Annotated in this window: 21 protein-coding genes; 13 read left to right on the top strand and 8 right to left on the bottom strand. The window is 64.6% G+C overall.

Features of this window, described 5'->3' with window-relative positions:
• Positions 1 to 61 precede the first annotated feature (61 nt).
• From EPL01_RS21360 to EPL01_RS01960, 8 genes are all read left to right on the top strand, one after another.
• Positions 62 to 232 carry a DUF7556 family protein gene (locus tag EPL01_RS21360; protein WP_168215780.1) on the top strand — a complete coding sequence of 57 codons (171 nt, stop codon included), beginning with the start codon at positions 62 to 64 and terminating at the stop codon, positions 230 to 232.
• A gap of 135 nt (positions 233 to 367) precedes the next feature.
• A complete protein-coding gene (locus tag EPL01_RS01985) occupies positions 368 to 787 on the top strand; it encodes a PPC domain-containing DNA-binding protein (RefSeq protein WP_135823577.1) in 420 nt (139 codons plus the stop codon).
• Positions 788 to 4,390, top strand: a complete 3,603-nt coding sequence (locus EPL01_RS01980) for a DNA polymerase II large subunit (protein ID WP_135823576.1) — start codon at positions 788 to 790, stop codon at positions 4,388 to 4,390. It abuts the gene before it with no gap.
• 370 nt (positions 4,391 to 4,760) lie between these two features.
• On the top strand, positions 4,761 to 5,099 hold the full coding sequence (locus EPL01_RS01975; protein ID WP_135823575.1) for a DUF7130 family rubredoxin-like protein: 339 nt from the start codon (positions 4,761 to 4,763) through the stop codon (positions 5,097 to 5,099).
• A 189-nt stretch (positions 5,100 to 5,288) separates the two neighbouring features.
• The gene (locus EPL01_RS01970; protein WP_135823574.1) at positions 5,289 to 6,734 is read left to right on the top strand and encodes a glycosyltransferase family 39 protein; all 1,446 of its coding nucleotides are present in this window, start codon (positions 5,289 to 5,291) and stop codon (positions 6,732 to 6,734) included.
• 172 nt (positions 6,735 to 6,906) lie between these two features.
• Positions 6,907 to 7,041: a hypothetical protein gene (locus EPL01_RS22340; RefSeq protein ID WP_281275325.1), complete on the top strand. Its 135-nt coding sequence runs from the start codon at positions 6,907 to 6,909 to the stop codon at positions 7,039 to 7,041.
• 388 nt (positions 7,042 to 7,429) lie between these two features.
• Positions 7,430 to 8,347 (top strand): ketopantoate reductase family protein, encoded by a 918-nt coding sequence (locus EPL01_RS01965; RefSeq protein WP_135823573.1) that lies wholly within the window; start codon positions 7,430 to 7,432, stop codon positions 8,345 to 8,347.
• Positions 8,348 to 8,464: 117 nt separating this feature from the next.
• Positions 8,465 to 9,490 carry a lysylphosphatidylglycerol synthase transmembrane domain-containing protein gene (locus EPL01_RS01960; protein WP_135823572.1) on the top strand — a complete coding sequence of 342 codons (1,026 nt, stop codon included), beginning with the start codon at positions 8,465 to 8,467 and terminating at the stop codon, positions 9,488 to 9,490.
• A 193-nt stretch (positions 9,491 to 9,683) separates the two neighbouring features.
• Here the strand turns inward: EPL01_RS01960 and EPL01_RS01955 are convergent, their stop codons facing one another.
• The 3 genes from EPL01_RS01955 to EPL01_RS01945 all read right to left on the bottom strand — a co-directional run bounded on the left by EPL01_RS01955 (position 9,684) and on the right by EPL01_RS01945 (position 12,966).
• On the bottom strand, positions 9,684 to 11,189 hold the full coding sequence (locus EPL01_RS01955; RefSeq protein WP_135823571.1) for a sulfatase: 1,506 nt from the start codon (positions 11,187 to 11,189) through the stop codon (positions 9,684 to 9,686).
• A gap of 94 nt (positions 11,190 to 11,283) precedes the next feature.
• A complete protein-coding gene (locus EPL01_RS01950) occupies positions 11,284 to 11,640 on the bottom strand; it encodes a NifU family protein (RefSeq protein WP_135823570.1) in 357 nt (118 codons plus the stop codon).
• 93 nt (positions 11,641 to 11,733) lie between these two features.
• Positions 11,734 to 12,966 (bottom strand): cytochrome P450, encoded by a 1,233-nt coding sequence (locus EPL01_RS01945; protein WP_135823569.1) that lies wholly within the window; start codon positions 12,964 to 12,966, stop codon positions 11,734 to 11,736.
• Positions 12,967 to 13,237: 271 nt separating this feature from the next.
• Between EPL01_RS01945 and EPL01_RS01940 the strand changes: the two genes are divergently transcribed.
• Complete coding sequence (locus tag EPL01_RS01940) at positions 13,238 to 14,413, top strand: AMP-binding protein (RefSeq protein WP_135823568.1); 1,176 nt, start codon at positions 13,238 to 13,240, stop codon at positions 14,411 to 14,413.
• Between the two features lie 488 nt (positions 14,414 to 14,901).
• On the opposite strand, the gene EPL01_RS01935 is transcribed toward EPL01_RS01940, so the two are convergent.
• Positions 14,902 to 15,222 (bottom strand): DUF5783 family protein, encoded by a 321-nt coding sequence (locus EPL01_RS01935; protein ID WP_135823567.1) that lies wholly within the window; start codon positions 15,220 to 15,222, stop codon positions 14,902 to 14,904.
• A gap of 144 nt (positions 15,223 to 15,366) precedes the next feature.
• Here EPL01_RS01935 and EPL01_RS01930 point away from each other — a divergent pair, with 144 nt between their 5' ends.
• Entirely contained in the window at positions 15,367 to 16,578 is a 1,212-nt protein-coding gene (locus tag EPL01_RS01930; RefSeq protein WP_135823566.1) for an MFS transporter, read from the top strand.
• 134 nt (positions 16,579 to 16,712) lie between these two features.
• Here the strand turns inward: EPL01_RS01930 and EPL01_RS01925 are convergent, their stop codons facing one another.
• Positions 16,713 to 17,333, bottom strand: a complete 621-nt coding sequence (locus tag EPL01_RS01925; protein ID WP_246045604.1) for a TetR/AcrR family transcriptional regulator — start codon at positions 17,331 to 17,333, stop codon at positions 16,713 to 16,715.
• A gap of 164 nt (positions 17,334 to 17,497) precedes the next feature.
• On the opposite strand from EPL01_RS01925, the gene EPL01_RS01920 reads away from it, so the two are divergent.
• Both EPL01_RS01920 and EPL01_RS01915 read left to right on the top strand, forming a co-directional pair.
• Entirely contained in the window at positions 17,498 to 18,568 is a 1,071-nt protein-coding gene (locus tag EPL01_RS01920; RefSeq protein ID WP_135823565.1) for an ABC transporter ATP-binding protein, read from the top strand.
• Entirely contained in the window at positions 18,565 to 19,470 is a 906-nt protein-coding gene (locus tag EPL01_RS01915) for an ABC transporter permease (RefSeq protein WP_135823564.1), read from the top strand. The genes EPL01_RS01920 and EPL01_RS01915 overlap by 4 nt, the downstream gene beginning before the upstream one ends.
• A gap of 25 nt (positions 19,471 to 19,495) precedes the next feature.
• On the opposite strand, the gene EPL01_RS01910 is transcribed toward EPL01_RS01915, so the two are convergent.
• Positions 19,496 to 20,941 (bottom strand): RecJ family nuclease, encoded by a 1,446-nt coding sequence (locus EPL01_RS01910; protein WP_135823563.1) that lies wholly within the window; start codon positions 20,939 to 20,941, stop codon positions 19,496 to 19,498.
• 451 nt (positions 20,942 to 21,392) lie between these two features.
• Here EPL01_RS01910 and EPL01_RS01905 point away from each other — a divergent pair, with 451 nt between their 5' ends.
• The gene (locus EPL01_RS01905; RefSeq protein WP_135823562.1) at positions 21,393 to 22,052 is read left to right on the top strand and encodes an RNA 2'-phosphotransferase; all 660 of its coding nucleotides are present in this window, start codon (positions 21,393 to 21,395) and stop codon (positions 22,050 to 22,052) included.
• Between the two features lie 247 nt (positions 22,053 to 22,299).
• On the opposite strand, the gene EPL01_RS01900 is transcribed toward EPL01_RS01905, so the two are convergent.
• Positions 22,300 to 23,043, bottom strand: coding sequence for a uroporphyrinogen-III synthase (locus tag EPL01_RS01900; protein ID WP_135823561.1), 744 nt, complete (start codon positions 23,041 to 23,043; stop codon positions 22,300 to 22,302).
• Positions 23,040 to 24,197 (bottom strand): hydroxymethylbilane synthase, encoded by a 1,158-nt coding sequence (hemC, locus tag EPL01_RS01895; RefSeq protein ID WP_135823560.1) that lies wholly within the window; start codon positions 24,195 to 24,197, stop codon positions 23,040 to 23,042. The genes EPL01_RS01900 and hemC overlap by 4 nt, the downstream gene beginning before the upstream one ends.
• Positions 24,198 to 24,219 lie beyond the last annotated feature (22 nt).

Genomic DNA, 24,219 nt, shown 5'->3' with positions numbered 1-24,219 from the left:
CTTTTTACTCGCGGTTTGTCGTTTCGGAGCGTTTATTACCCCGTGATACCATGTGTCACATATGGCCCCCAATACGGCCACCCCGTCGAATTCGGTCGCACAGCGCGAGGTCATGGCCTCGCTGGACGATGATGGTCGCACGGAGCGACTCATCATCGCAGACACGACCGCCGACGAGGCGTGGCTTTCGGTCTCCGTATCCGGAAGCGTCGCCCTCCAAGACTGGCAGTAGCGATTTCCTCCTTTTCGATTTTTTGCGCGGTCGGCCGAGTCGATTGCGACTCGCCTCGGCGTAGTTGGGACCCCACCCGATGTGGTAACGAGCCAATACTGAACCTTTTTGCCGACGGTCCTCGTTCCACAGTATATGAACTACCGGGAGGTCTCAGGGGACCGCGAATTCGTTGCGAGACTCGGACACGGCGAGGAGTGGCGCACCGAAATCGAATCGCTCGCGGACGACGAAGATGTGGACGCGGCGTGGTTCGTCGCCATGGGCGCGGTACAGGACGCGACAGTCTGGTTCTACGACCAGTCGGAACTGGAGTACCGCGAAGTCGAGTTCGACGAGCCGCTCGAAGTCGCCGCGTGCGTCGGTAACGTCTCGTGGCTGGACGGCGAGCGATTCGCCCACACTCACGCCGTCCTCTCGCGCCGGAGCGGCCAGACGCTCGCGGGCCACCTCGACTCGGCCACGGTCTTCGCCGGGGAACTGTACATGAAGACCTTCGAGGACGAGTTGGAACGCGAACCCGACGAACCCACCGACCTCGACCTCTGGCTATAGATGCGCGAGGAGGACGAGCAGTACTTCGAGGACATCGAAGCCGACTTGGACGACGCCTTCGGGGTCGCCCGCGAGGCCCGCGAAAACAGCGGCGACCCAAAGCCCGAAGTCGAGATTCCGGTCGCCAAGGACATGGCCGACCGCGTGGAGAACATCCTCGGCATCGAAGGGGTCGCCGAGCGCGTCCGAGAGTTGGAGGGCGAGATGAGCAGGGAAGAAGCCGCACTCGAACTCGCCGAGGACTTCGCAGAGGGCCGGGTCGGCGACTACGAATCGAAGGCCGGGAAAGTCGAGGGGGCAGTCCGAACGGCGGTCGCCCTCCTGACCGAGGGCGTGGTCGCCGCGCCCATCGAGGGCATCGACAAAGTGGAAATCCTCGAAAACGACGACGGCACCGAGTTCGTCAACGTCTACTACGCCGGGCCGATTCGCTCCGCGGGTGGGACAGCACAGGCGCTGTCGGTCCTCGTGGCCGACTACACCCGCGCGCTCGTCGGGATGTCGGAGTACGACGCCCGCGAGGAGGAAATCGAACGCTACGCCGAGGAGATAAATCTCTACGACAAAGAGACCGGCTTACAATACTCTCCCAAGGATAAAGAAACAAAATTCATTTCTAAACACATGCCAATCATGCTCGACGGGGAGTCCACGGGCGACGAGGAGGTCTCGGGGTTCCGCGACCTCGAACGGGTGGACACCAACAACCCGCGCGGTGGCATGTGTCTCGTCCTCGCGGAGGGTATCGCGCTCAAAGCGCCCAAGATTCAGCGGTACACCCGGAATCTGGACGAAATCGACTGGCCGTGGTTGCAGGACCTCATCGACGGCACCATCGGCAAGGACGGCGGCGACGAAGCAGATGAAGCGGACGACGCCGAGGCGGAGGAATCCGACGAAGACGCCGACGAGGTCGCCGACGAGGGCGAGGAAGAGGACTCCGTCCCCGACGGCCCGCCCCGCGTCGAACCCGCCAAGAAGTTCCTGCGGGACCTCATCGCCGGCCGCCCGGTCTTCGGCCACCCCAGCGAGTCCGGCGGGTTCCGCCTGCGCTACGGCCGAGCGCGCAATCACGGATTTGCGACGGCGGGCGTCCACCCCGCGACGATGCACCTCGTGGACGACTTCCTCGCAACCGGGACCCAGATCAAGACCGAGCGCCCCGGCAAGGCCGCGGGCGTGGTGCCGGTGGACTCCATCGAAGGTCCCACGGTGCGCCTCGCCAACGGCGACGTGCGACGCATCGACGACCCCGACGAGGCGCTGGAACTCCGCAACGGCGTCGAGAAGATTCTCGACCTCGGGGAGTATCTGGTCAACTACGGCGAGTTCGTGGAGAACAACCACCCGCTCGCTCCCGCCTCCTACACCGTCGAGTGGTGGAGACAGGACTTCGAGGAGGCCGGTGCCGACGTGCAGGCGCTCCGGGACTCCCCGAGCGTGGACCTCTCGGACCCGAGCGCCGACGAGGCCCTGACGTGGGCCACCGAGTACGACTGCCCGCTCCACCCGAAGTTCACCTACCTCTGGCACGACCTCACCGTCTCCCAGTTCGAGGCCCTCGCCGAGGCGGTCGCAGACGGCGACATCGTGGACGGCGGCGACGGTGACGGACGAGCGAGTGGAGCGACCGGGGGCGACGAGTTGCGAATCGAGTTCACCGAGGAGGCGGTCCGCACCGCGCTCGAATGCATCCTCGTCCCTCACACCCAGTACGAGGACACCATCCAAATTCCCGACTGGCGACCCCTCGCGCGCTCGCTGGGGGTCGCCATCGACGTGTCCGGCGACCTCGAAAAGACGTGGGACGACCTCTCGGAAGAGGCCCGAAACTGGGGCGAAGCCGAAGACGGCGACAACGCGGTCCGAGCCGTGAACGAAGTCGCGCCCTTCGAGGTCCGCGAGCGCGCCCCGACCCGCATCGGCAACCGGATGGGCCGCCCCGAGAAGTCCGAGGAGCGCGAGCTCTCGCCCGCGGTCCACACCCTCTTCCCCATCGGCGAGGCGGGCGGGAGCCAGCGCGACGTGGCCGCCGCCGCGAAGCACGCCCCCGACATGGAGAGTACCCCCGGCATGGTCGATGCCCAAGTCGGCCGCCGGGAGTGCGAGGACTGCGGCGAACACACCTTCAAGTGCCAGTGTCCGGAGTGCGGCGGCAACACCTTCGCGCACTTCACGTGCCCCGACTGCGACTCGGTGGTCGAACTGGACGAGTCGGGGCGCGCGATTTGCGACCGCTGTGAAGTCGAGGCCACGCCGGTCGAGCGCCGAACCCTCGACATCAACGACGAGTTCCGGTCGGCGCTCGAATCGGTCGGCGAGCGCGAGAACGCCTTCGACACCCTCAAAGGCGTGAAAGGGTTGTCCTCGTCGTACAAGACGCCCGAACCAATCGAGAAGGGCATCCTCCGAGCCAAACACGACGTCTCGGCGTTCAAGGACGGCACGGTCCGCTACGACATGACTGACCTGCCCGTGACCTCGGTCCGCCCCTCGGAACTCGACGTGACCGCAGACCACTTCCGGTCGCTGGGCTACGACGAGGACATCCACGGCGATCCGCTCCGCCACGACGACCAACTGGTCGAACTCAAAGTGCAGGACATCGTCCTCTCGGACGGCGCGGCCGAGCATCTCCTCCAGACCGCCGACTTCGTTGACGACCTCCTGACCCAGTACTACGGACTAGAACCGTTCTACGAAGTCGAGGAGCGCGACGAACTCGTCGGTGAGCTGGTCTTCGGCATGGCTCCTCACACCTCCGCGGCGGTCGTGGGCCGAATAGTCGGGTTCACCTCGGCGGCAGTTGGATATGCACATCCGTACTTTCACGCCGCAAAAAGAAGGAATTGTGACGGAGACGAGGATTGTGTTATGCTTCTTATGGATGGGCTTTTAAACTTCAGTAAAGAATTCTTGCCTGACAAGCGGGGTGGTCAGATGGACGCGCCCCTCGTCATGTCCTCGCGCATCGACCCTTCCGAAATCGACGACGAGGCCCACAACATGGACATCGTGCGGGAGTACCCCCGCGAGTTCTACGAGGCGACCCGCGAGATGGCCGACCCCGAGGAGGTCGAGGACTTGGTGACCATCGCCGAGGAGAACCTCGGGACCGACCGGGAGTACACCGACTTCGACCACACTCACGACACTTCCAACATCGCCTTGGGGCCGGACCTCTCGGCGTACAAGACCCTCGGGTCGATGATGGACAAGATGGACGCCCAGCTGGAACTCTCCAGAAAGCTCCGGTCGGTGGACGAGACCGACGTGGCCGAGCGCGTCATCGAGTACCACTTCCTGCCGGACCTCATCGGGAACCTCCGGGCGTTCTCCCGCCAAGAGACCCGGTGTCTCGACTGCGGCGAGAAGTACCGCCGGATGCCCTTGACCAAGGAGTGCCGGGAGTGCGGCGGGCAGGTCAACCTCACGGTCCACCAAGGGTCGGTGAACAAGTACATGGAGACGGCGATTCAGGTGGCCGAGAAGTACGACTGCCGGGAGTACACCAAACAGCGTCTCGACATCCTCGACCGGTCGCTCGAAAGTATCTTCGAGAACGACAAGAACAAGCAGGGGAGTATCGCTGACTTCATGTAAGACAACCTTTTCCAGCGGTCGAGAAGACGAGCGCCAGAGGCGCTCGTCTCCCTCCCTTGCAAAAGGTTGATCAAAAACACCGGAAGACAAACCGCGTCTTCCGAGCAGTCGGTCGCTCCGCTCCCGACAACACGGCGTCACCCCCTCAGAAGCGCCTCCGGCGCTTCTTCGAGGGATTCCTTGGTCCGCTCGCTCACTTCGTTCGCTCGCGGTAGAACTGCTGGTGCGTACCGCGACCGCTGCACCCGTTCCGCGACCGCCCCGCCGCCACACCGCGACCGCCCCGCCGCCACACCGCGACCGCCACCCCGTTCTCTACTGGTTCAAATCGGCGACGGGCTTTATCAGGGCCGACGCCGTATCTCGCAGTATGAGTGGACACGGAGAGCAACCCGCAGAGGACGGAGACGCGGAAGCCGAGGAGAAGATGCTCGAAATTAGTTTCGGTCAGACCGTCTACGACGAGGACGGCAACGAAATCGGGAACGTTCGCGGGTTGGAGAAGGGCGGCTTCTTCGTCTCGACCCGCGAGGGCGTCGAGAGCATGAGCGTCGAACACTCCCGCGCGGGCCACGAGTTCGGCGAGGGCGAACTGATGTGGCGGTGTACCGAGTGCGGCGAGATGGGCGAAATCGACGAGGGTATCCCCGAGGAGTGCCCGAACTGCGGCGAACCCAAGGAAGCCCTGATGTACTGGACCGAGGACTGACGCGACCTTCTTTTTCTGACCGCAAGTTCGGCGGACGCGAATGTTACCACAGTTATGTGGCGGGAGTTTTAGAGTCTCGCTTAGAGACTGAATGAAATCGCTCCGACGCCATCTGCCCTTTCTCGCTCCCGCGCTCGTCGCGTCGATGCTCCTCTCCGGCGGCCACCTCGCGGTCTACGACTACCGACGTTGACGGCGGGCCTGTTCAACGAGATGGCAAACCAGATTGCGGCCAACGGCTACGCGCTCCCGCGGACGATTCCCGGCTACACGGCCGACGGACTCCCGTTCGCTTACCCGCCGCTGATGTTCTACCTGCTGGCGGTGGTGCGCGAGGTCCTCGGCGTCGGCCCGCTGACGGCGAGTCGAGTCCTCCCGCAGGTGTACGCCGTCCTGTACCTCGTCCCGTTCTACTTCCTCGCCGAGGAGGTCCTCGACTCGCGGCGGCAGGCCGGAATTGCGGCCGTCATCGGTGCGACCTCGCCGGAGATTTTCAAGTGGCACCTCTCGTCCGGCGGGGTCGTCCGCGGCGGGGCGTACTTCTTCGCGCTCGCTGGCCTCTACGTCGGCGTCCGACTCTTCGGAGCGCATCGGCGGCGCTACGCGCTCGCCGGGGCCGCGCTGTTCGGCCTCACGCTCCTGAGCCACGTCCGCTACGCGCTGTTCTTCGGCGCGAGCTACGTCATCTTCTGGGCGCTCGTGGACCGGGGTCGGGGCGGACTCGGCCTCGGCGCGTCGGTCGCGGGCGGGGGACTGCTGGTCGCATCGCCGTGGCTCGTGACCGTGGCCTCCCGGTTCGGCACCCAGCCGCTCCTCGACGCGTCGGGGACCCACGGCGGTCTGGCGGCCGTCGCGCCCGCCGCGGCGAGACTCCTGATGGTCGTGCCGCCCCGGACCGAACTGCTCTCGATTTGGCACGTGGTGTTTCTCCTCGGGATGATGCTGCTGGTCGCGCGCCGGGAGTGGTTTCTCCCGGCGTGGTTCGTCGCGCTCGCGTTCGTCACCCACAAGTCCCAGTTCCTGTTTGTCATCGTCGCGCTGGTCTGCGCCAAAGTTCTGATGGAGGATTTGGTCCCGCTTGTCCGGCGGAAACTGGAGTTCGACCTTCCCGACCGGGCCGTCTCGCTCGCGGTGGTCGGACTGCTGCTGTCCTACAGCGTCGGCGCTGGCGCGCTGTTCGTGACGAACTACCCGGTCAGCCAGTACCAGAGCGTCTTCGACGCGAGCAACCGGATGCCGAGCCACCTCAGCGACGGCGACGCAGAGGCCATGGAGTGGATTCAGACCGAGACGCGCCCGAACGCCACGTTCGTCTCGGTCGGCGAGCGCACCGCCGAGTGGCTTCCCCTGCTCTCGGACCGGCAACTCCTCGTCGGCTACTGGGGCGTCGAGTGGGAGGGCGCGGGCGAGTGGCAACGCCAGAAGTCGCTGTACTTTTCGCTCAACGTCTGCGACGACGCGGCCTGCCTCGCCGACCGAATGAGCGAGGCTAACGTCACGCCCGACTACCTCTACCTGCACACCGACGGCCAACCCGCCGGCAAGATTCGCTCGGTCGAGGACTCGGAGGCCTTCGTGGTCGTGTTCGAGAACGACGACGCTATCGTCGCGGAGTATCGTCCCGAGGAAGTCTGATACTATAGGGCTGAACCTGTGTCCAGTTTATACCTCGAAGTTTCGTTGCACACTCTGCTCTCGTATTTCGAGAGGCTATGCAAACGTTTTAATCATGTCCGCGAATCAGATACTTTGTCGGGGACGGCCGGTTCGCTGGTACCGACCGAGCCGAAACCCCGACGTCAATGGAATGACGGCAGACGATACTCGGACCGACGACGAGTCGGAACCGGCGTCGAAGACGCGCCGGTACTTGCGAACAGCGAACCTCGTCGTGCGGTTCATCGTCAACGTTGTCAAGCTGGTGGTCATGCTGACTGCGTAGGTCGGCCAACTGACTCCGCTTGCGACACATAGAATCACCCCCCGGGACTAATACTCCCACTCTCGGGGTTCGATGAAGATACTTTTCAGAGTCGCAGTACGTCAAATTGGAATGACGGCAGCCGCCAAGGAGAGCAGCGTGGGTGAACCAGTTTCACGGCTTGCAACGCTTCTTGGTCCAGTCAGAGGCTTTTCTCCTTGGAGGCGGTCCGCTGGTACCAAATTCTAGTACTTTCGCTACCCAATTAAACTTACCGGTTATACACACCACTGGGTTGCAAGATACACACCACTGGGTTGCAAGAAGTTCTTCCCCTGCACGTCGCTTGCTATTTCAATGGACCACCGAGACGCCCCGACTTTTCTACCCCCGGTTCCAAGGCCTCGACATGGAAATCGTCGTGTTCGGTGCGGGAAGCCTCGGAAGCCTCGTGGGTGGTCTCCTCGCCCGCGAACACGAGGTCACGCTGGTCGGGCGAAATCCCCACGTCGCCGCGGTGCGCGAGGAGGGCCTGCGCGTCGCGGACGCGACCGGGGAGGACGACGGCCGGTTCGACTTCGAGGTCCGTCCCGATGCGACCACCGACGGGTCGGACCTCGCGGCCGACCTCGCGGTCGTGACGGTCAAAGCCTTCGACACCGAGGAGGCCGCCGAAATCCTGGCCACCGGGCGAATCGACGCCGCGCTCTCGCTCCAGAACGGGATGGGCAACGAGGAGATTCTGGCCGACCATCTCGACTGCCCGGTCCTCGCGGGCACCGTGACCTACGGCGCGGTCCTGTCCGACCCCGGCGTCGTGGAGTGTACCGGCGAAGGGAAAGTCGTCCTCGGTCCGCGCGAGGGCGGGACCTCCCAAATCGCCGACCGCGTCGGCCGGGCGTTCGACGCCGCGGGCCTCCGGACCACGGTCGCCGACGACATGCCGCGCCGCCTCTGGGAGAAGCTGGCGGTCAACGCCGGTATCAATGCCACCACGGCCCTCGCGCGGGTCGAGAACGGCGCGCTCCTCGACGGTCCCGCCCGCGAAGTCGCCGCCGATGCCGCGCGCGAGACGGCCGGGGTGGCCCGCGCCGAGGGCGTCGAACTGGGCGACGACGAGGCTGTCCGCGCGGTCGAGCGCGTCGCCGAGGCCACGGCGAGGAATACCTCCTCGATGCGACAGGACGTGCTGGCGGGCAGGCGAACCGAAATCGAAGCCATCAATAAATATGTAGTTCGCGCGTGCGAGAGCGACGATTCGGTGCCGGTCAATCGGACCTTAACGAATTTGGTCCGGGCTTGGGAGCGCGAGCGCCCGATGGATTGAATTGGCCCGCCGACGCTGGTAGATGCGAGAGACCATGCCGACCTACCCTCCGGTCCACCGCCGAGTGTCGAGTGGGGATTTCGACATACTGATTACCGCAGAAAGCAATCTTCGTCCATGAACGGCGCGCAGTTGCGAACGACGGTTCTGGGGTTTCTCGGAACGTTCGCCATTCTCGGTCTGCTCCTGTACTTCGTCGGCGTCGAGGGGTTCGTGCGGGAGATTCAGCGGGCCGACACCGAGACGGTGGCGCTCGTCGTCGTCGTCACCCTCGGATGGCTCGCGGCGTGGGGGTTCGGTCTCCGGACCGTCCTCGACGTACTCGGGGTGGACGTGTCGTTTCTCAAGTCCTTCTTCATCCTGAACGGCGCGATGTTCTCGAACAACATCACGCCCTTCGGGCAGGCGGGCGGTGAACCGGTGACGGCGCTCCTCATCTCGAAAGTCGCGGACACGGAGTACGAGCGCGGGCTGGCGGCCATCGCCAGCGTGGACTCGCTCAACTTCGTCCCCTCCATCGTGCTCGCGCTCGGCGGCGCGGGGTTCTACGCGACCCAGACCGAGTTCGGTCGCCGTCTGCGACTCGCCACCGCGGCCATCGTCGTCCTCTCTGTCGCGGTCCCCATCGCCGGAATCTTCGGGTGGCGCAACCGGAAGGCGCTCCGGCGGGCCATCGCGCGAGTCCTCGCGCCGATACTCCGACTCGTCACTCGGATTGCACCCGTGGACGTGGCGCTCAGCCGCGAGACGCTCGAAACCCGTGTCGGCGAGTTCTTCGACTCGATAGAGCGCGTGGCGACGGACCGACGCGGGCTGACCCTCGCGCTCGCCGCCTCGACGGCGGGATGGGTATGCCAGATGGTCGCGCTCTGGCTGGCGTTCGTGGCTATCGGCTCGCCGGTTCCGTTCGCCGTCCTCCTGTTCGTCGTCCCGGTCGGTGCCATCGCGGGGGTCACGCCGCTCCCAGGCGGCGCGGGCGGCATCGAAGCGGTGCTGGTCGGCCTCCTGTCGAGTCTCCCCGGCGCTGGCGTCGGGTGGGAGACCGCCCTCGCCGCCGTGGTCATCTTCCGCGGAGCCATCTACTGGGTGCCCGTGGCCATCGGCGGCGGCGTCGTGAGCGTCATCGGCGTAGACTCGATGTGAGGAGGCCGGTTGGCCCACTCTAAAACAACATTTTTGTTGCTTTAAAACAGAATTTGGTTGCTCTCGTCGTGCGTATCTCGGGACGAAGAGTCCTGCTTACCTCGGGAAAACGGGTTCCACGCGGCGCGAAAAGGAGGGTGCCGCTCGAATCTGCGGCGGGGTCGTAACTGCGACTCCGCGGCGGACCGCGCGGTCAGTCGATGTAGCCGAGGTCCTGCAGTCGGTCCTTCGCGTCGTCGCTCATGTCGTCCAGCACGTCGTCGTCCTCGACTTCCTTCCACTCGCCGCCGACGCTCTCCTCGAACTCCGAGAGTGCGCCTTCGAGTTCGACCTCCTCGTCGGTGCCCTCGCCGCGAGCGTCGTCGGTCTCCTCGGGGTCCGAGTCGAGGTGGTAGAACTCGTCGCCGATGCGCTCGTTGCGGATGTACTTGGCGTCGGGGCGGCGAGCGGCCCGCATCCGCGAGTAGAACCGCGAGTCGGTGTCTAACTCGATACCTGCCTCGGCGGCCTTCTGCTCCAACTGCTTCAACTCGACCACGGGCCGGTAGTACTCCACGAAGGCGTAGTCGCCCTCAGCAAACTCGCGGTAGTCCGCATCGAGGAGCGACCGCTGTCGGTCCAGCGAGACGGCCGTCTCCGTCGGGTCGCTCGATTCGGCCGCCTCGACGCCCGCGTGGTCCAGCACGGTGTGATAGAGGTCCACGAGTTCGACCTGCTGGTCCTCGCGCGTGCCCGACTCCAGTTCGGGGTGCTTGACCATCAGCGGGACGTTCACGAGGGGGTCGTAGATACAGAACTCGTGGCCGTAGAGGCCGTGTTCGCCGTGGAGTTCGCCGTGGTCGGCGCAGACGACGACCATCGTGTCCTCCCACTCGTCGTTTTCCTGCATCCACGAGAACAGTCGCTGGAGTTCCGCGTCGATGTGGCGAATCTCGGCGTCGTAGAGGCCCTCGATGGCCTCCCACTCGTCGTCGGAGATATCGCGGGCACCGCAGTTGTACTCCTTGGAGTTCTGGCACACCTCGTTCGAGTCGACGCCGGGCGCGAACTGTTCTTTGTACTCCTCGGGCGGGTGGTACGGCAGGTGGGCGTCCATCAGGTTGATGAACGCGAAGTAGCCGTCGTCGGCGTCGTCGATGAACTCCATCGTCCGGTCGATGACCTGCGGTGTCTTCGAGTCCGCGCCCTCGCCGGAGGCGGTGTACTCGTGAATCTTGTTGCCGACGCTGACCAGATAGTCGGCGACCTTCCGCAGGGTCTCGTTGTCGTTCATCGTCTTCCAGGCCTTCGCCAGCGGCCCCGAGAGGAAGTCGCCGGGCATGACCTCGAAGAAGTTGTCCTGGTCGTTGAACCCGTCGGTCAGGTGGGTGTAGGGCGTAATCCACGCGTTCGAGGAGTAGCAGGCGGTGTCGTAGCCAGCGCCCGAGAGGGTCTCGGCGAGCGTCGTCGCACCTTCGAGGTACGGGTTCTCTTGGCTCGCACCGTGTTCGCTCGGGTACATGCCGGTAAACAGCGACGCGTGTACGGGGAGGGTCCACGGAGCGGGGGAGACCGCTTGCTCGAAGACGGCCGCCTCGTCGGCGAACCGCTCCAGACCGGGCGTCGTCGGTCGGTCGTAGCCATAGACTGAGAGGTGGCTCTTTCGAACCGTGTCCATGACCACGAACACGACGTTCCCCGGGTCGTCGTCGTTGGTCATACCAGTACCGTCCAACCCCCGGCGGGATAAATATCCTGATGTTAGCCGCGTTCTAAGGGAAGAATTACAGCGTTTCGAGGGCGGAAATCCGAGCTTAGAAGGGGGCCTGCGGACCTTCGTCGTCGTCGCCGTCGTCGCTCGTCTCGCCGGGGAACGACGGACTCATGCCGCCGCCACCGCCGCCGCCGTCCATGCCCGTGTCGGCGTGGACCGTCTCGATTTCGGGAATCTCCTTGACCATTCGGCTCTTGATGGCCTGAATCGTCATCGGGGAGATGCCGCATCCACTGCACGCGCCGCCGAGTTGGATGTGGACCTCGCCGGACTCGCGGTCGATGTCCTGAATGGCGGCGCTTCCGCCGTGCATCTGAATCTGCGGGAAGTTGCGTCGCAGGAAGTTACTGACGCGCTCTTCGAGGTCGTCGCCCTCGTTCTGAGTCTCGGTGCTCATGCGGCGGAGTAGGGTTCGTGCAGTCTTCAACCTTTTGCAGTACGCGTTCGAGTCCCGAGAGAGATTCCGACCAAAACGCACAGAAAGCCGATTTCAGGCCTGCTCGAACCGGACCGGGAGCGACTCGACGCCGTAGACGAACGTGCTTCGCGTCGGCGTCAAGTCGGTCTCGACCAGTTCGATGTCCGAGAGCCGGTCCAGAAGCTTCGAGAGGACCGTCTTGGCTTCGAGTCGGGCGAGCGAGGACCCCAGACAGTAGTGGGTGCCGGAACCGAAGCCGAGGTGCTGGTTGGGCGTCCGGTCGGGCTTGAAGCCGTCTGCGTCCTCGAACTTGCGCTCGTCGCGGTTGGCCGACCCGAGCCACAACTGCACTCGGTCGCCCTCCTCGATGGTCTCGCCGTGAATCGTCACGTCGTCGGTGGCGAACCGGGCCATGGTCTGGACCGGCGACCGGTAGCGCAGGACCTCGTCGATGGCCGACATCAGGGCGTCGTCGTCGCCCCGGAGCCGGTCGAATACGTCGTGATTTCCGAAACACCGGACCGCGTTCGTGATGAGGTTCGTCGTCGTGACGTTCCCCGCGACCAGCAGGAGGACGCACATGCCGAGCGCCTCCTCGTCCGAGAGGCGCGTCCCGTCGTCGCTCTCGGTCGTGGCGATGGTCGAGAGGAGGTCGTCTTGGGGGTTCTCCCGGCGCTGGTGGATGAGTCGGAGGAAGTACTGGGCCATCTCTTGGGTCTCTCGCTGTTGGTTCTCCGCAATTTCGCTCTGTTCCTCGTCGGTCCGGGCCGTCTCGACCAGCGTGTTCGACCACTGCTTGAACTGCGCGCGCTCCTCGGAGGGAATCCCCAGATGCTCGGCGATGGTGATGACCGGGTAGGGGTACGCCAGCGACGAGACCACGTCCATCTCGCCGTCCGAATCGGCGAGAACCCGGTCGATGAGGTCGTCGGCCAGCTCGTTCAGCCGCGGCTCCAACTCGCGGATGTTGTGCGGTTTGAACGCGTCGTCCACGACCGACCGGAGTTCGTCGTGGCGCGGCGAGTCCTGAAACAGCATCGTGTTCTGGAGGAGTTCCGGACCCTCTCTCGCCGACGGGTCGTAGTAATCCGCGTTGCTCGGGTCGACCGAGAAGTTCTCGTCGTCGTCCAGAATCGCCTTCACGTCGTCGTATCGGAACACGTCCCACGACCGGCGCGACTCGTCGTAGCGTACCGGGTTCTCCTCGCGCATCTCTCGATACCAGTCGAAGGGTTCGAGCCACGCCGCCGGGTCTGTGAGTTCGTCCGGAAACGCTTTGACTTCTTGAGTGTCAATTGAAGACATCGAACGGAAATTTCGCCTACCTATACATTAGTTTTTATATGGTAATTTAAAAATAGCTTTCGAGATATTCGTGTAGAAGAGGTCAAATTCGGGACGAGTACGACCGTTCCCCTGCAAATACGTTCTTATCCACCGATTCCTGAAAAGTATCCGAAACAAATCCCGCCGAGCGACCGACGATTAATTCGACTACGAACTCTCAGTTATTATCCTGCTTAAAGAACAAACCGTGCAGCAGAAGATATTAATGTAAAAAATATGAGTTAGAAATATGGATGGAGAACAGCGTTTCCGCGACCACCAGCTAATGACGCCGTCTGACCTCGAAGACGACACGGCGGACGCGACGTTCGACCGCTCGGTCGTCTTCGAGACGTCGGGGACGACCGGTGAGGCCAAGCGCGTGCCCTACACCAGTCGAGATTTGGTGCGACAGGCCCTCCTCGGCGAGGACGCCTACGAACTGCTCGGTCTCACCGACGACGACGCGATTCTCAATCTGGGCGCGCCCGAACCGCACATCTCGGGCCTGCTGCTGGAAATCGCGGCGATGGAGGCGGGCGTCTCGACCTACAACCGGAGTCTCGCCGACTACGAGCGGGTCATCGAGGCGGGCCACGCCGAGGAGATTACGGTCGTCATCGGCCAACCGCTGTTCGTCCGCTCGCTCGCCGACGAACTCACCACCGAGGAGCGTTCGGCCATGGACGTCTTTCCGAACGTCGAGAAGGTCATCTCGACCGGCGCGAACCTCCTCCCGCGTGTCGAGGACGAACTCCGACGCCTCTGGGGTGCCGACACGATTCAGGAAGCGTACGCCTCCACCGAGTTCGGTTGCATCGCGGTCCGGCCGAACATGGACGACCGCTATATCCCGATGACCGACTACCACGAGTTCGAACTCCTGCCGAGGAACGGCGATGGGGGTGCCGAATCGCTAGTCAATATCGAGGACCTCGAAGAACCGACCACGGGGTCGCTGGTCATCTCGACGCGCGACCGCGAGGCCTACTCGTTCGACCGGTACGAAATCGGCGACGGTGCCCGCGTCGTACCGACCGACGACGGCCCGCGCCTCGAAATCCTCGGTCGGACGGACGACGCGGTCCAGTTCGGCGCAATCGTCCTCTACGAGGGCGAGGTCGTCAGCGCGCTCGAGGCCACCTACGGCGAGGAAATCCAAAACTGGCGCGCGGTCGTGGACGTCAACGACGTGGGCGAACCCGGCGTCACCGTCTACGTCACGGGCGACGTGGAGAACCGGAGCGAGCAGTTCCGCGACGCCCTCGTCGAGCAGAGTTCGGCCGTATCGACCGTGGACGACTTCGGCATCATCGACCACATCGACGTCTCGGTCGTGGACTCGCTGGCCGACTGTGAGTGGGCCGACGACGACTTCGAACCGCGTCCGCTGTCCGCCGCGAAGACGCTGTTCCGCGAGGAGTGACCGTCTCCTCGCTCTCGCCGTTTCTGACTGTCTCTCGTTCTGGACTGTCTCACGTTTTCGACTCTTCGTCGGCCATCACTCTCGTTCGCCGGTCTGCTCGCTGATTCGCGTAGCGAGTCGGCTTTCCTGAGCCCGCTTCGGAAAGCGTCTGCACCCCTGCCCGAGGAAATTACGTATACCGGAATGTAATTTATAGCGTGTTTTCCGCTCTCGTGTTCTCCCGGCCTGATGGCGCTCTCCCTTTCGCAATGTGTACCTGCGAGGATGCGCTTGAGATATGTTTTTATGTCCTAAAGTAATATATATTTGTCTTACAAAATTCGGTATAATACTAAAACAAATGGAAAGTTGTCTCTCCACCAGTCCCGGTCGAAAAACGACGCATCCAACGAGCAGTTCGGGCGGTCCACCTCGGCGAATCGGGCATCGCCGACCGACTCGCCGCCTAACCCGCCGGACCGCAGCAGCGAACTCTGGTTCCGACCTGCTCAGTTCCGGAAGCCGAACAGTCGGCTCAGCTCCTCTTCGATTTGCTCGACGTAGATGTCGAGGACCTCCTCGACCTTCTCGTCTTTCACGAGGAGGCCCTGAATCCGGTCGGTCGGGTTCTCCGGAAGTTCGACGCGGAACTCGCCGTCGCCCTCGTAGAAGGGTTCGCTCTCGTTGAGGACCTGCTGGTCGATGGCGTGGATGAGTTCCGAGTCGTACTCCTCGTTGAGGCGGTTGAAGACGTTCTTGTACGCTCGCTGAAGCTCGTTGAAGTAGTGGACGTACTTGTCCTCGAACTTCTCGGGGTCGAAATCGGTCATACGCCGAAGTTGGGCCAGCGTAAATAAAAGTCGGCCGGTCGGTCCCCGGACTTCCGTGACACTTTTGATTTCTCGGATTTCTATTAGGAACGGTACCGTGGCACGTCCGACGAGATTCGCCACGCCCTCCACGGAGGGTAGCAGATGGTGGTAAATCGCCCTCGCATCGTCCTGAAGTACTACCTCTATCAGGCCACGGTCACGTTCGGGTTCTTCTGGCCCGTGTTCACCATCTTCCTCCTGTATCGGGACCTGAGCTACACGCAAATCGCGCTCCTCAACAGCCTCTCGGCGGCGGTCGTCGTCGTCGGCGAGATTCCGACGGGCTATCTCGGGGACCGAATCGGTCGCCGGAACAGCCTCGTCGCCGGTTCGGTACTCATCACGCTGTCGATATTCGGCTTCGTCTTCGCCCGGAGCTTCGCGGGATTCGTCTTCATCTGGATTCTGTGGGCGTTCGGGCAGGCCTTCCGGTCGGGAAGCGGTGACGCGTGGCTCTACGAGACGCTCGAAGACCGGCTGGACGAACAGCAGTACACCCGCGTCAGGGGTCGCGGCGGGTCGGTGAACATGTGGGTGAGCGCCGCGACGATGCTCGCGGCTGGCGTGCTGTACGACGTCCGCCCGGTACTCCCGTTCGTCGCAGCTGGCGTCCTCAACTCGACCGCGGTCGCCGTCCTCCTCTCGATGCCCAAGACCCGGCAGTTCGTCGAGGAGGACCCGAGCGACGACGCGTTCTCTATCCTCGACGCGCTTCCGCTCATCAAGCGACGACTCACCGAACCGCCGCTTCGGTCGTTCGTCCTCTACGTGGCGGTGTTCTTCGGCGTCATCCGCGCGGCCGACGAGTACATCCAGCCAATCACGGTCAACATGCTCAACTTCCCCGAGGCGGCTCTCGGGCCGCTCTACGCGTCGTTCACCGTCCTTTCGGGCGTTGCGAGCTACTACGCGGGCGACGTCGAGGACGCGCTCTCGACTCGCTGGTCGGTGGTGGTGGTGCCGCTCGTGCTGGTCGTGTTCCTCTTCGTGCCGATGTTCGTCCCGCTGGTGGCGCTCCCGGCGTTCTTCGTCATCAAGTCGGCCCAGACGGTGATGAAGCCGATAGCGAGCGGCTACGTCAACGACCACGCCGAGTCGGTCGGCCGTGCGACGGTTCTGAGCGCGGTCTCGATGGTGTACGCGCTGGTTCGGCTTCCGCTCCAGCCCATCGGCGGCGTCGTCGCGGACGCGATGTCTCCCGTCGTCGCGTTCGCCGCGCTCGGCGGTCTGCTCCTCGGAACTGCCGTCCTCGTCTACGTCTGGGAGGCCCCGGCGACCGACGCGACGGAACGGGCGGGACAGCCCGCAGACTGATCGCTGGGCGGAACCTCCGCCGGAAGAGGTCCTGATTCGAGTTGGGATGGTTCTAAACTCTATTTCGCTGTATCAATCTTCTCGGACGACCGCCACACGGACGAGTCAGTCTCGAATCTCGCGGCGAAAACAGGCTATTGGGCGTCCTCGGCCAGCAGTTGCGCGTCGATGCACTCTTCCAACTCCTGTCGGGTCGCGCGCATCACGTCCTCGGGGCTGTCGGTCGTGACGCGCTCGAGCATCGACCCGTTGATAACCGTCACCAGCATGGCGGCGGTCTGCTCGGGGTTCACGTCTCGGAAGACGCCCTCCTCGACGCCGTCGCGGACGACGTCCGCGATTCGCTGGCGGAAGAACCGGTCGGTGCGGGTGAACTGGTCGCGGTAGGCCTCGTCGTGGGGCGCTTGGGCGCGCAGTTCCATCATCGCGCTCGTGAACTCGAATCGCTCGGCGTCGAGCGTCGGCGGGACGACGTGGTCCAGAAGCGCCCGAAGGTGGTCGCGGGCGTCGTCGCACTCCTCGACGGGCACGTCTGATTTGAACTCCTCGAGCATGTAGCCGAGAAAGTCCACCAGCAGTTCGTCCTTGCTGTCGTAGTGGTGATAGAGCAGGGATTTGCTCTTGTCGAACTCGTCGCCGATGCGCTGGATTGTCAGGTCGGCGTAGCCGTGTTTCCGGAGCGCGAGGTAGGTCGCTCTCATGATGGCGGTCCGAGTGTCGTCCGCGTCGCCGTCGAAGAGATGCGATGGGGGCACGTGATTGACTATTCATTCAGCAGCTATATACGTTCGTGTCTCTATCGAGGAACTAGCGAACCGGACCGCGACCGACGACCCGAACCGCGACGAGGACCCGAATCACAGGCGGTCTTCGATTGCCCGCGGCCGCGTCCGAACTGCGGAGCGATACGAGTCCAACCATGCCACGACCTAAATCTTCACAGCGGAGCCCAGAGCAGGCGAACAGCGCGGAGAATCCCGAATCGGCGCGCGGACTCGCCATCGACACCGAGGGCCTCAACCTGACCTACGGCGACGGGACCGAGGCCGTCTCGAACGTCTCGCTCGAAGTTCCGGAGGGCGAGTTCTTCGGGTTCCTCGGGCCGAACGGCGCGGGCAAGACCACCTCCATCAAGGTCTTCGCCACCCTGCTCAAGCCGACGGGCGGCGAGGTCCGGGTCAACGGCTTCGACGCCGAGGAGTCCCCGCGGCGAGTTCGGGAGTCCATCGGCTACATGGCCCAAGAGACCAGCGTGGACGAGGAGCTGACCGCCCGCGAGAACATCCGCTTCGCGTGCGAGGCCTACGGCGTCCCCCGCGACGAGCGCGACCGGCGAATCGACGAACTCCTCGAACTCGTGGACTTGGCCGACGTGGGCGACAAGAAGGCCGAGGAGTTCTCCGGCGGGATGAAAAAGCGCCTCGACGCCGCGACTGCGCTGGTCCACCAGCCGCCCCTCGTGTTCTTGGACGAGCCGACCACCGGCCTCGACCCGAAGGCTCGCAACCGCCTCTGGGACTACTTCCGGCGAATCAACGAGCAGGGCACGACCATCTTCCTCACGACCCAGTACTTGGAGGAGGCCGACGAACTCTGCGACCGCATCGCGGTCATCCTCGACGGCGAAATCGTCGCCACGGGGTCGCCCGACGAACTCAAGCGCCGGGTCGGCGGCGAGATTCTGGACATCGACGTGGAAGGCGACGCGGGCGAGAGCGAGCAGGCCGCCGAGGTGGCCCGCGACACCGACCTCTTCGAGGCCGATGCCACGGTCGAGGTGACCGACGAGGGAATCACCGTCACCTCCAAGCAGGCCCGCCAGCGCGGCACCGACCTGCTGGTCGCGCTCCGCGACGAGGGACTCACGGTCACGGGATTCAACGTCCGCGCGCCGACGCTGGACGACGTGTTCCTCGCCATCACGGGCGAACACGTCGAGGCGGTCGCCGACGATATTCCGTCTGAGGGTACCGCGGAGGTGGACCGATGAGTTCTCCGACTGAATCGTCCGGCGACGGGGGCGTCGCCGGGGAGGCCGGGCAGTCGCGGGTCGCGGCGCGCTCGGGTAACTCCTTCGCGGGCGACTTCTGGGTCAACTTCAAGCGCTGGAACCTGAAGGCGGTGCGCAACCCCTTCGTCCTCGTGGTCTCGCTGGTCCAGCCCATCATCTTCCTCGTGCTGTTCACGCAGGTCTTCGGGCAGGTCGCAACCGGCGCGATTAGCCGCGGCGGGGCCTCGATTACCTACGAGACGTATCTCGTGCCAGCCATCGCAATTCAGGTGTCGCTGGCGGCCGCCGCCACCTCCGGGGTGGGACTGGTCAACGACATCGAGAATGGGATGTTCGAGAAGGTACTGGTGAGTCCGATGAACCGCGCGGCGGTCTTCCTCGGCAAGACCGCCGCCGAAATCATGCGCATCCTGATTCAAATCGGCATCATCCTCGTCCTCGGGGTCGCGCTCGGCGCGGAGATTTCGACCGGCATCGTGGGCGCGCTGGGCATCATGCTCGTCGGCGTGGTGTTCTCGATGTGGTTCGTCTCGCTGTCGAACACCATCGCCATCATCACCAAAGACCAGGAATCGACCATCATCGGCGCGAACCTGCTCCAGTTCCCCCTGCTGTTCGTCTCGACCGCCTTCCTCCCCTTGGAGGTCCTGCCCGACTGGATTCAGACGGTCGCAACCTACAACCCCATCACCTACGGCGTGGACGCCGCGAGGGCGCTGATGCTCGACCGCGACGTGATGACGGTCGTGGAGGTCACCCAGTTCTCGGGCGTCTGGAACACCATCGTCCCGGCGCTGGCGGTCCTGCTGGCGCTGGACCTCGTGCTGGGGAGCGTGGCGGTCTACATGCTCTCGAAGGCGTCGAGTTCCGACGTGCAGTAGCGCATCTGCCGCGCTGATTTCCGCGCTATCCTAACTGCTCGCCGACGAGTTCGTCGGCGAGTGCGACGAACTCCTCTTCTGTTCCCTTCGGAACGGTCGCGCCCGCGGCGACGTTGTGGCCGCCGCCGTCGCCGCCGACCGACTGGGACGCCTCACGCATCACGACGGAGAGGTCCAGGCCCTTTCGGGTAAGTCCGGGCGTACCTCGCGCGGAGACCTTGACTTCGGGGGTTTCGTCGTTGTCGCTATCCTCCTCCGTCTTGTCCGCGAAGGCGATGATGGGCGTCCCGCGGTCGATGCCGTCCGCGCCGACCGCCATCCCGGCGATGATGCCCACGATGGTCTCGCGTATCTCGTCTCCGGCGTGGAACCACTGGACGTTCTCCTCTTTGGTGACGCCCTCGCGCTTGACGTACTGGAGGCCCTGCGAGAGGTTCTGGCGGTGGTTCGACAGGAGATTGCGGGCCTCCTCTAAGGCCTCGTCGCGGTAGCCCAGACAGACCGCCAGTCCCACGTCGGCGCGCTCGTAGCGAGCCGTGGCGTTCAGCAGGGTCGAGAACTCGCTCACGTCCCGGAGTTCGGTGCCCTCGGGTTCGTCGGTGAGGGTGTAGGCCGTGCCGAACAGGTTGTCGATGCGGTCGGAACTGACCCCGCGCGAGACGGCGTGCTGGAACAGGGCGTTCGAGACGGTGCTTCGCTCGTCCTCGGTCAGGTCCACCCAACAGCGCCACTCGCCGTCCTCGTCCTGCAAGTCCACGTCGAGACCGTCCAAGAATCGGAGGGCACCGTTCTCGTTGTTGGTGATGCCGGGGATGTGGGCGTCGCTGGCGTATTCCAGCATCTTGGGGAGCGGACGGGTCTGCTTGCCGTACATCGAGAGGTCGGTCGTCGTCTCGACCACGCCCGCGGCTTTGCCCTCCTCGACGATGGCCCGGTTCGCGCCGACGAGTTCGCCGTCGGTGGTCTGCATGTCGCCGACCGCGCCGACGACCGCGAGACCCGCCAAGTCGCGGTTGTCGGTCCCGTCGGGTTCCAGCGCCCGAGCGAGGACGTAGGCCGCGCCAGCGCCCGACAGCTCCGAGGAGCCGTCGATGTCGAACAGCAGGGGGTTGAGGTGGAACTCGGTGTCGGGGTCCGCTGGCTGGTGGTGGTCGGCGATGACCGGCGTGAAGTCGCCCGCCTCCTCGTGGTCGGCGATGATGTCCAACTGACCGCTCCCGAAGTCGGTGAACAGGACCGTCTCGTAGTCGGTCGCGGCGATGGCGGCGACCTCCTCGGCGTCCAACTGCTTGGAGAAGGCGGTCTCGAAGGGGATACCGGCGCGTTCGAGGGCTTGGGCGGCGACGGCGGCGCTCGTCAGCCCGTCAGCGTCGATGTGCGACGCCAGCAGGACCTCCTCGGCGTCGCGCAGTCGGTCGGCGCACGCGGCGGCACGCTCTGCGAGGGCGGGAACGGGACCAGCGGAAGCCATTCGGCCGGAGGTAGGTCGCTATGGTTTATAAACCTCTGGCTCTCTGTAGATGCAGATACGAGCCACATTTCGGTGACAGACCGAGTACAGACTGCGGAATTAGTGTGACGACGTCTTCTTGAAGCTCGCGACCGGGCGGCCCCTTCATGCTCCCACGGTGGCTGATTGGCCAGTCGTCGCTCGGTGCACTTTCCACCCGGCGCGCGCTGGCGCGGCTCTCGTGCCGCGCCATCGGCGTGCGAGGGACGAGCAACGCAGGCCGTAGGCCGAGTAGCACAGGAGGTTGGGGAGGTGTGAGGCCTGCGGTCGCGGTGCGGAAGAGTCCTGTGTTCAAGCCTGAAGCTAGCTTCTTCCCGTCTTCTCCTCCATATCTATAGATTTCCGATTCTCCACTATCACCCAGCCCCGCCGAGAGACATTTCCCGCGACCCCGCCTACCACCACCCGACCCGTGACCGAACCCGTCTTCCGCTGTCCGGACCACGGCGTTACTACTGCTCAAGAATGCCCCGAGTGCGGTGGGAACACTCGCAAACTCCTCGGCGGAGAACGCCGACGCCGCCTCTCGAAGTTCGTCAGCGGCGCGCTCCGGCACTTCCCCGAGGAGGCCGGTCTCGAACTCGACCGCGGCGGCTGGACCGACTACGACGACCTCGCGCGCGTGGTGAAAAACAAATATGACTGGGCGGACCGCGAACTCCTCGACGCGGTGGTCGAGACCGACCCCAAGGGTCGATTCGAATCTGGTGACGACGGCCAAATCCGGGCGGCCTACGGCCACTCGGTGGACGTGGACCTCGACGCGGGCGTGGACGATTCCGCCGACCGCGAGGACGACATCCCCGACCGACTCTTCCACGGCACCGACCCGGCGAATCTCGACTCGATTCGCGCCGAGGGGCTGCAACCGATGGGCCGCCAGCGGGTCCACCTCTCGGGAACGACCGAGGAGGCCCGCGAGGTCGGGCGGCGACACGCGAAGAATCCGGTCGTCCTCGAAACCGACGCCGCGGGGATGCTGGCCGATGGATTGCCGATTGCCAAGCGCGGCGAATCGACGTACACCTGCGAGGCGGTCCCGCCGGAGTATCTGAACGTTCGAGCGGAATAGTCCGCCTTTCTAGACGAAACTCCAGACATTTCTAAGCAACTATATTATTTATTTAGGAATTGTTTAGATGGTTGTAGGGGAGCTAGCTGCTGCTTGAGCAAATCACAACCGTACTCCCCCGCCACCGCCCCGCGTCCCGTGCCTCCTCGCCGCGTCCTGTGGTCTGTGGAGATTTACCCACCGTCAGGTAGTCGGCGGGGAGTCACGGAACGCGGGAAAGTAGACCTCTACCCACCCCGATTCAAATTTACTCGTGGTAGGTCGGCGTGGCCGCTTCCACGACCGCGCAGGCCAGTTTCTCGAAGTCGGCAACCTCCGGCACCACGTCGACCTCGATGCCCTCCGACTCGGCCGTCTCGCGGGTCGGCGCGCCGATTGCGCCCACGACAGCCTCGTTCAGGCCCGCGATGGCCTCCTCGCGCACGCCGCGCTCCTCGGCCGCGTCGAGGAAGTGGGCCACCGTCAGCGAGGAGGTGAACGCCGCGGCGTCGAGTTCGCCCTCGGCGGCGAGGTCGGCCGACTCGCCCGACCCCTCGGGTCTGACCAGTTCGTAGAGAATCGTCTCGTGGACGTCCCCACCGGCCTCGGCGAGGCCCTCGGTCAGGACCGGACTGCCGTGGTCGCTCCGGGCGACCTCGACGCGCTTGCCCTCGACCTCGTCTTCGAGGGCTTCGACCAGTCCCGACGAGGTGTACTCCTCGGGCACCACATCGACTTCGTAGCCCGCGTCGCGGAGCGCGTCGGCGGTACTCTCGCCGATGGCGCAGACCGTCGCCGTACCCGGCTCCCACCCGGACTCGGCGGCCAGTTCGACGCCGGTCTTGCTCGTCAGAATCACGTAGTCGCCGTCGTCGGGGGCGTCCCCGGTCGGTCGGACCTCCAGCATCGGGTCGGCGACCGCCTCGGCACCGAGCGAGTCCAGCAGTTGCTCGGCCTCGGCGAGTCGTTCGTCGTCCGGGCGAAAGACGGCGACGCGAACGTCTCGGCTCATTTCCCGCCGGAGGCCCCCTGTTCGCGCTTGGCCCCGCGCTCTTCGTTGTCGGCCTTCGCGGCCTCGATGAGGTCGTCAGCGCCCTTCGCGGCGAGGTCGTCGGCGAGGGCCTTGGCCGCCGAGACGTGATTCTCGACCGGCACGTCTCTGTTGGCCTCGATGACCTCCGAGCCGTCTTGGGAGAACACCTGCACGTCCACGTGGACGTTCTCGCCCTGAATCAGGCCGTGGACGCCGATTGGCGCGACGCACCCGCCGCCGAGTTCCGCCAGAATCGTGCGCTCGACGGTCGTCTCGACCCGCGTTCGCGGGTGGTCGAGAACGGTGTTCAGGTCCTCGGCGGGTTCGCCGTCCAGCGCCGTGACTGCCAGCGCGCCCTGCCCCGGCGCGGGGACGAACTGGCTACTCGGCAGTTCGACGTAGTCGAGGTGGTGGGCCAGACCGCTGCGTTCGAGTCCGGCCTGCGCCAGCACGATGGCGTCGTAGTCGGTCTCGACCTCCCGCTCCAGCGCCCGGCGCTCGACCTCCGCGAGGCCGTTGAACCACTCCTCGACGGTCCGGTCGAACTCGTTTTCGTACTCCTTCTTGTGTCCCTTCTGGGACATCGCCTTCTTCGACTGTTTTTCCTTCTCGGCCTCGGTGCGGCGCTCGTGTTCCCGCTGGAGCGACGGCGCGAGCAACTTCTCGGCCCGGGTGTCCACGTTCCCCCGGAGCGGTTCGACGTTCAGGTCGTCCCGGTAGTTCAGCAGCTGGGCCTTCCGCCGGAGGCTGGAGGTGCCCACGGTCGCGCCCTCCGGCAGGTCGTCCAACTCTTTCCCGTCGGGCGTGACCAGCACGTCGTTGGCGCTGGCGCGCTCCGGGATGGCCGCGACGACTAGCTCCTCGGGGCTGTCGGTCGGCATGTCCTTCATCGAGTGAATCGCGCCGTCCAACTCCCCGTCCAGCACCTTCTGGTCGAGGCTCCGGACGAACGCCCCGGTCTTCCCGAGGCGGTGGATGAGTTCGTCCTGAATCTCGTCGCCCGTCGTCGCTACTTCTACGAGTTCGACCGCGAAGCGCCGGTCCTCGAGGGCGGCCTTGACCTCGCCCGCCTGCCGGAGCGCGAGGTCTGACCCCCGCGTGGCGAGTCGGAGTTCGGTCCCGTGTTTGCTCATGTGAGAGAGTCGGCGACGGGGG

The organism is Halorussus ruber, assembly GCF_004765785.1.
In the GTDB taxonomy this organism is placed as follows: domain Archaea; phylum Halobacteriota; class Halobacteria; order Halobacteriales; family Haladaptataceae; genus Halorussus; species Halorussus ruber.
Note: the sequence above shows the minus strand (reverse complement) of the source record. Positions and strands in the feature narration are given on the sequence as shown.

Bases quoted from the DNA above. Each gene is read 5' to 3' on its own strand.
- EPL01_RS21360 (WP_168215780.1), top strand. From the start codon at position 62: ATGGCCCCCAATACGGCCACCCCGTCGAATTCGGTCGCACAGCGCGAG.
- EPL01_RS01985 (WP_135823577.1), top strand. From the start codon at position 368: ATGAACTACCGGGAGGTCTCAGGGGACCGCGAATTCGTTGCGAGACTC.
- EPL01_RS01980 (WP_135823576.1), top strand. From the start codon at position 788: ATGCGCGAGGAGGACGAGCAGTACTTCGAGGACATCGAAGCCGACTTG.
- EPL01_RS01975 (WP_135823575.1), top strand. From the start codon at position 4,761: ATGAGTGGACACGGAGAGCAACCCGCAGAGGACGGAGACGCGGAAGCC.
- EPL01_RS22340 (WP_281275325.1), top strand. From the start codon at position 6,907: ATGACGGCAGACGATACTCGGACCGACGACGAGTCGGAACCGGCGTCG.
- EPL01_RS01965 (WP_135823573.1), top strand. From the start codon at position 7,430: ATGGAAATCGTCGTGTTCGGTGCGGGAAGCCTCGGAAGCCTCGTGGGT.
- EPL01_RS01960 (WP_135823572.1), top strand. From the start codon at position 8,465: ATGAACGGCGCGCAGTTGCGAACGACGGTTCTGGGGTTTCTCGGAACG.
- EPL01_RS01955 (WP_135823571.1), bottom strand. From the start codon at position 11,189: ATGACCAACGACGACGACCCGGGGAACGTCGTGTTCGTGGTCATGGAC.
- EPL01_RS01950 (WP_135823570.1), bottom strand. From the start codon at position 11,640: ATGAGCACCGAGACTCAGAACGAGGGCGACGACCTCGAAGAGCGCGTC.
- EPL01_RS01945 (WP_135823569.1), bottom strand. From the start codon at position 12,966: ATGTCTTCAATTGACACTCAAGAAGTCAAAGCGTTTCCGGACGAACTC.
- EPL01_RS01940 (WP_135823568.1), top strand. From the start codon at position 13,238: ATGGATGGAGAACAGCGTTTCCGCGACCACCAGCTAATGACGCCGTCT.
- EPL01_RS01935 (WP_135823567.1), bottom strand. From the start codon at position 15,222: ATGACCGATTTCGACCCCGAGAAGTTCGAGGACAAGTACGTCCACTAC.
- EPL01_RS01930 (WP_135823566.1), top strand. From the start codon at position 15,367: ATGGTGGTAAATCGCCCTCGCATCGTCCTGAAGTACTACCTCTATCAG.
- EPL01_RS01920 (WP_135823565.1), top strand. From the start codon at position 17,498: ATGCCACGACCTAAATCTTCACAGCGGAGCCCAGAGCAGGCGAACAGC.
- EPL01_RS01915 (WP_135823564.1), top strand. From the start codon at position 18,565: ATGAGTTCTCCGACTGAATCGTCCGGCGACGGGGGCGTCGCCGGGGAG.
- EPL01_RS01910 (WP_135823563.1), bottom strand. From the start codon at position 20,941: ATGGCTTCCGCTGGTCCCGTTCCCGCCCTCGCAGAGCGTGCCGCCGCG.
- EPL01_RS01900 (WP_135823561.1), bottom strand. From the start codon at position 23,043: ATGAGCCGAGACGTTCGCGTCGCCGTCTTTCGCCCGGACGACGAACGA.
- hemC (WP_135823560.1), bottom strand. From the start codon at position 24,197: ATGAGCAAACACGGGACCGAACTCCGACTCGCCACGCGGGGGTCAGAC.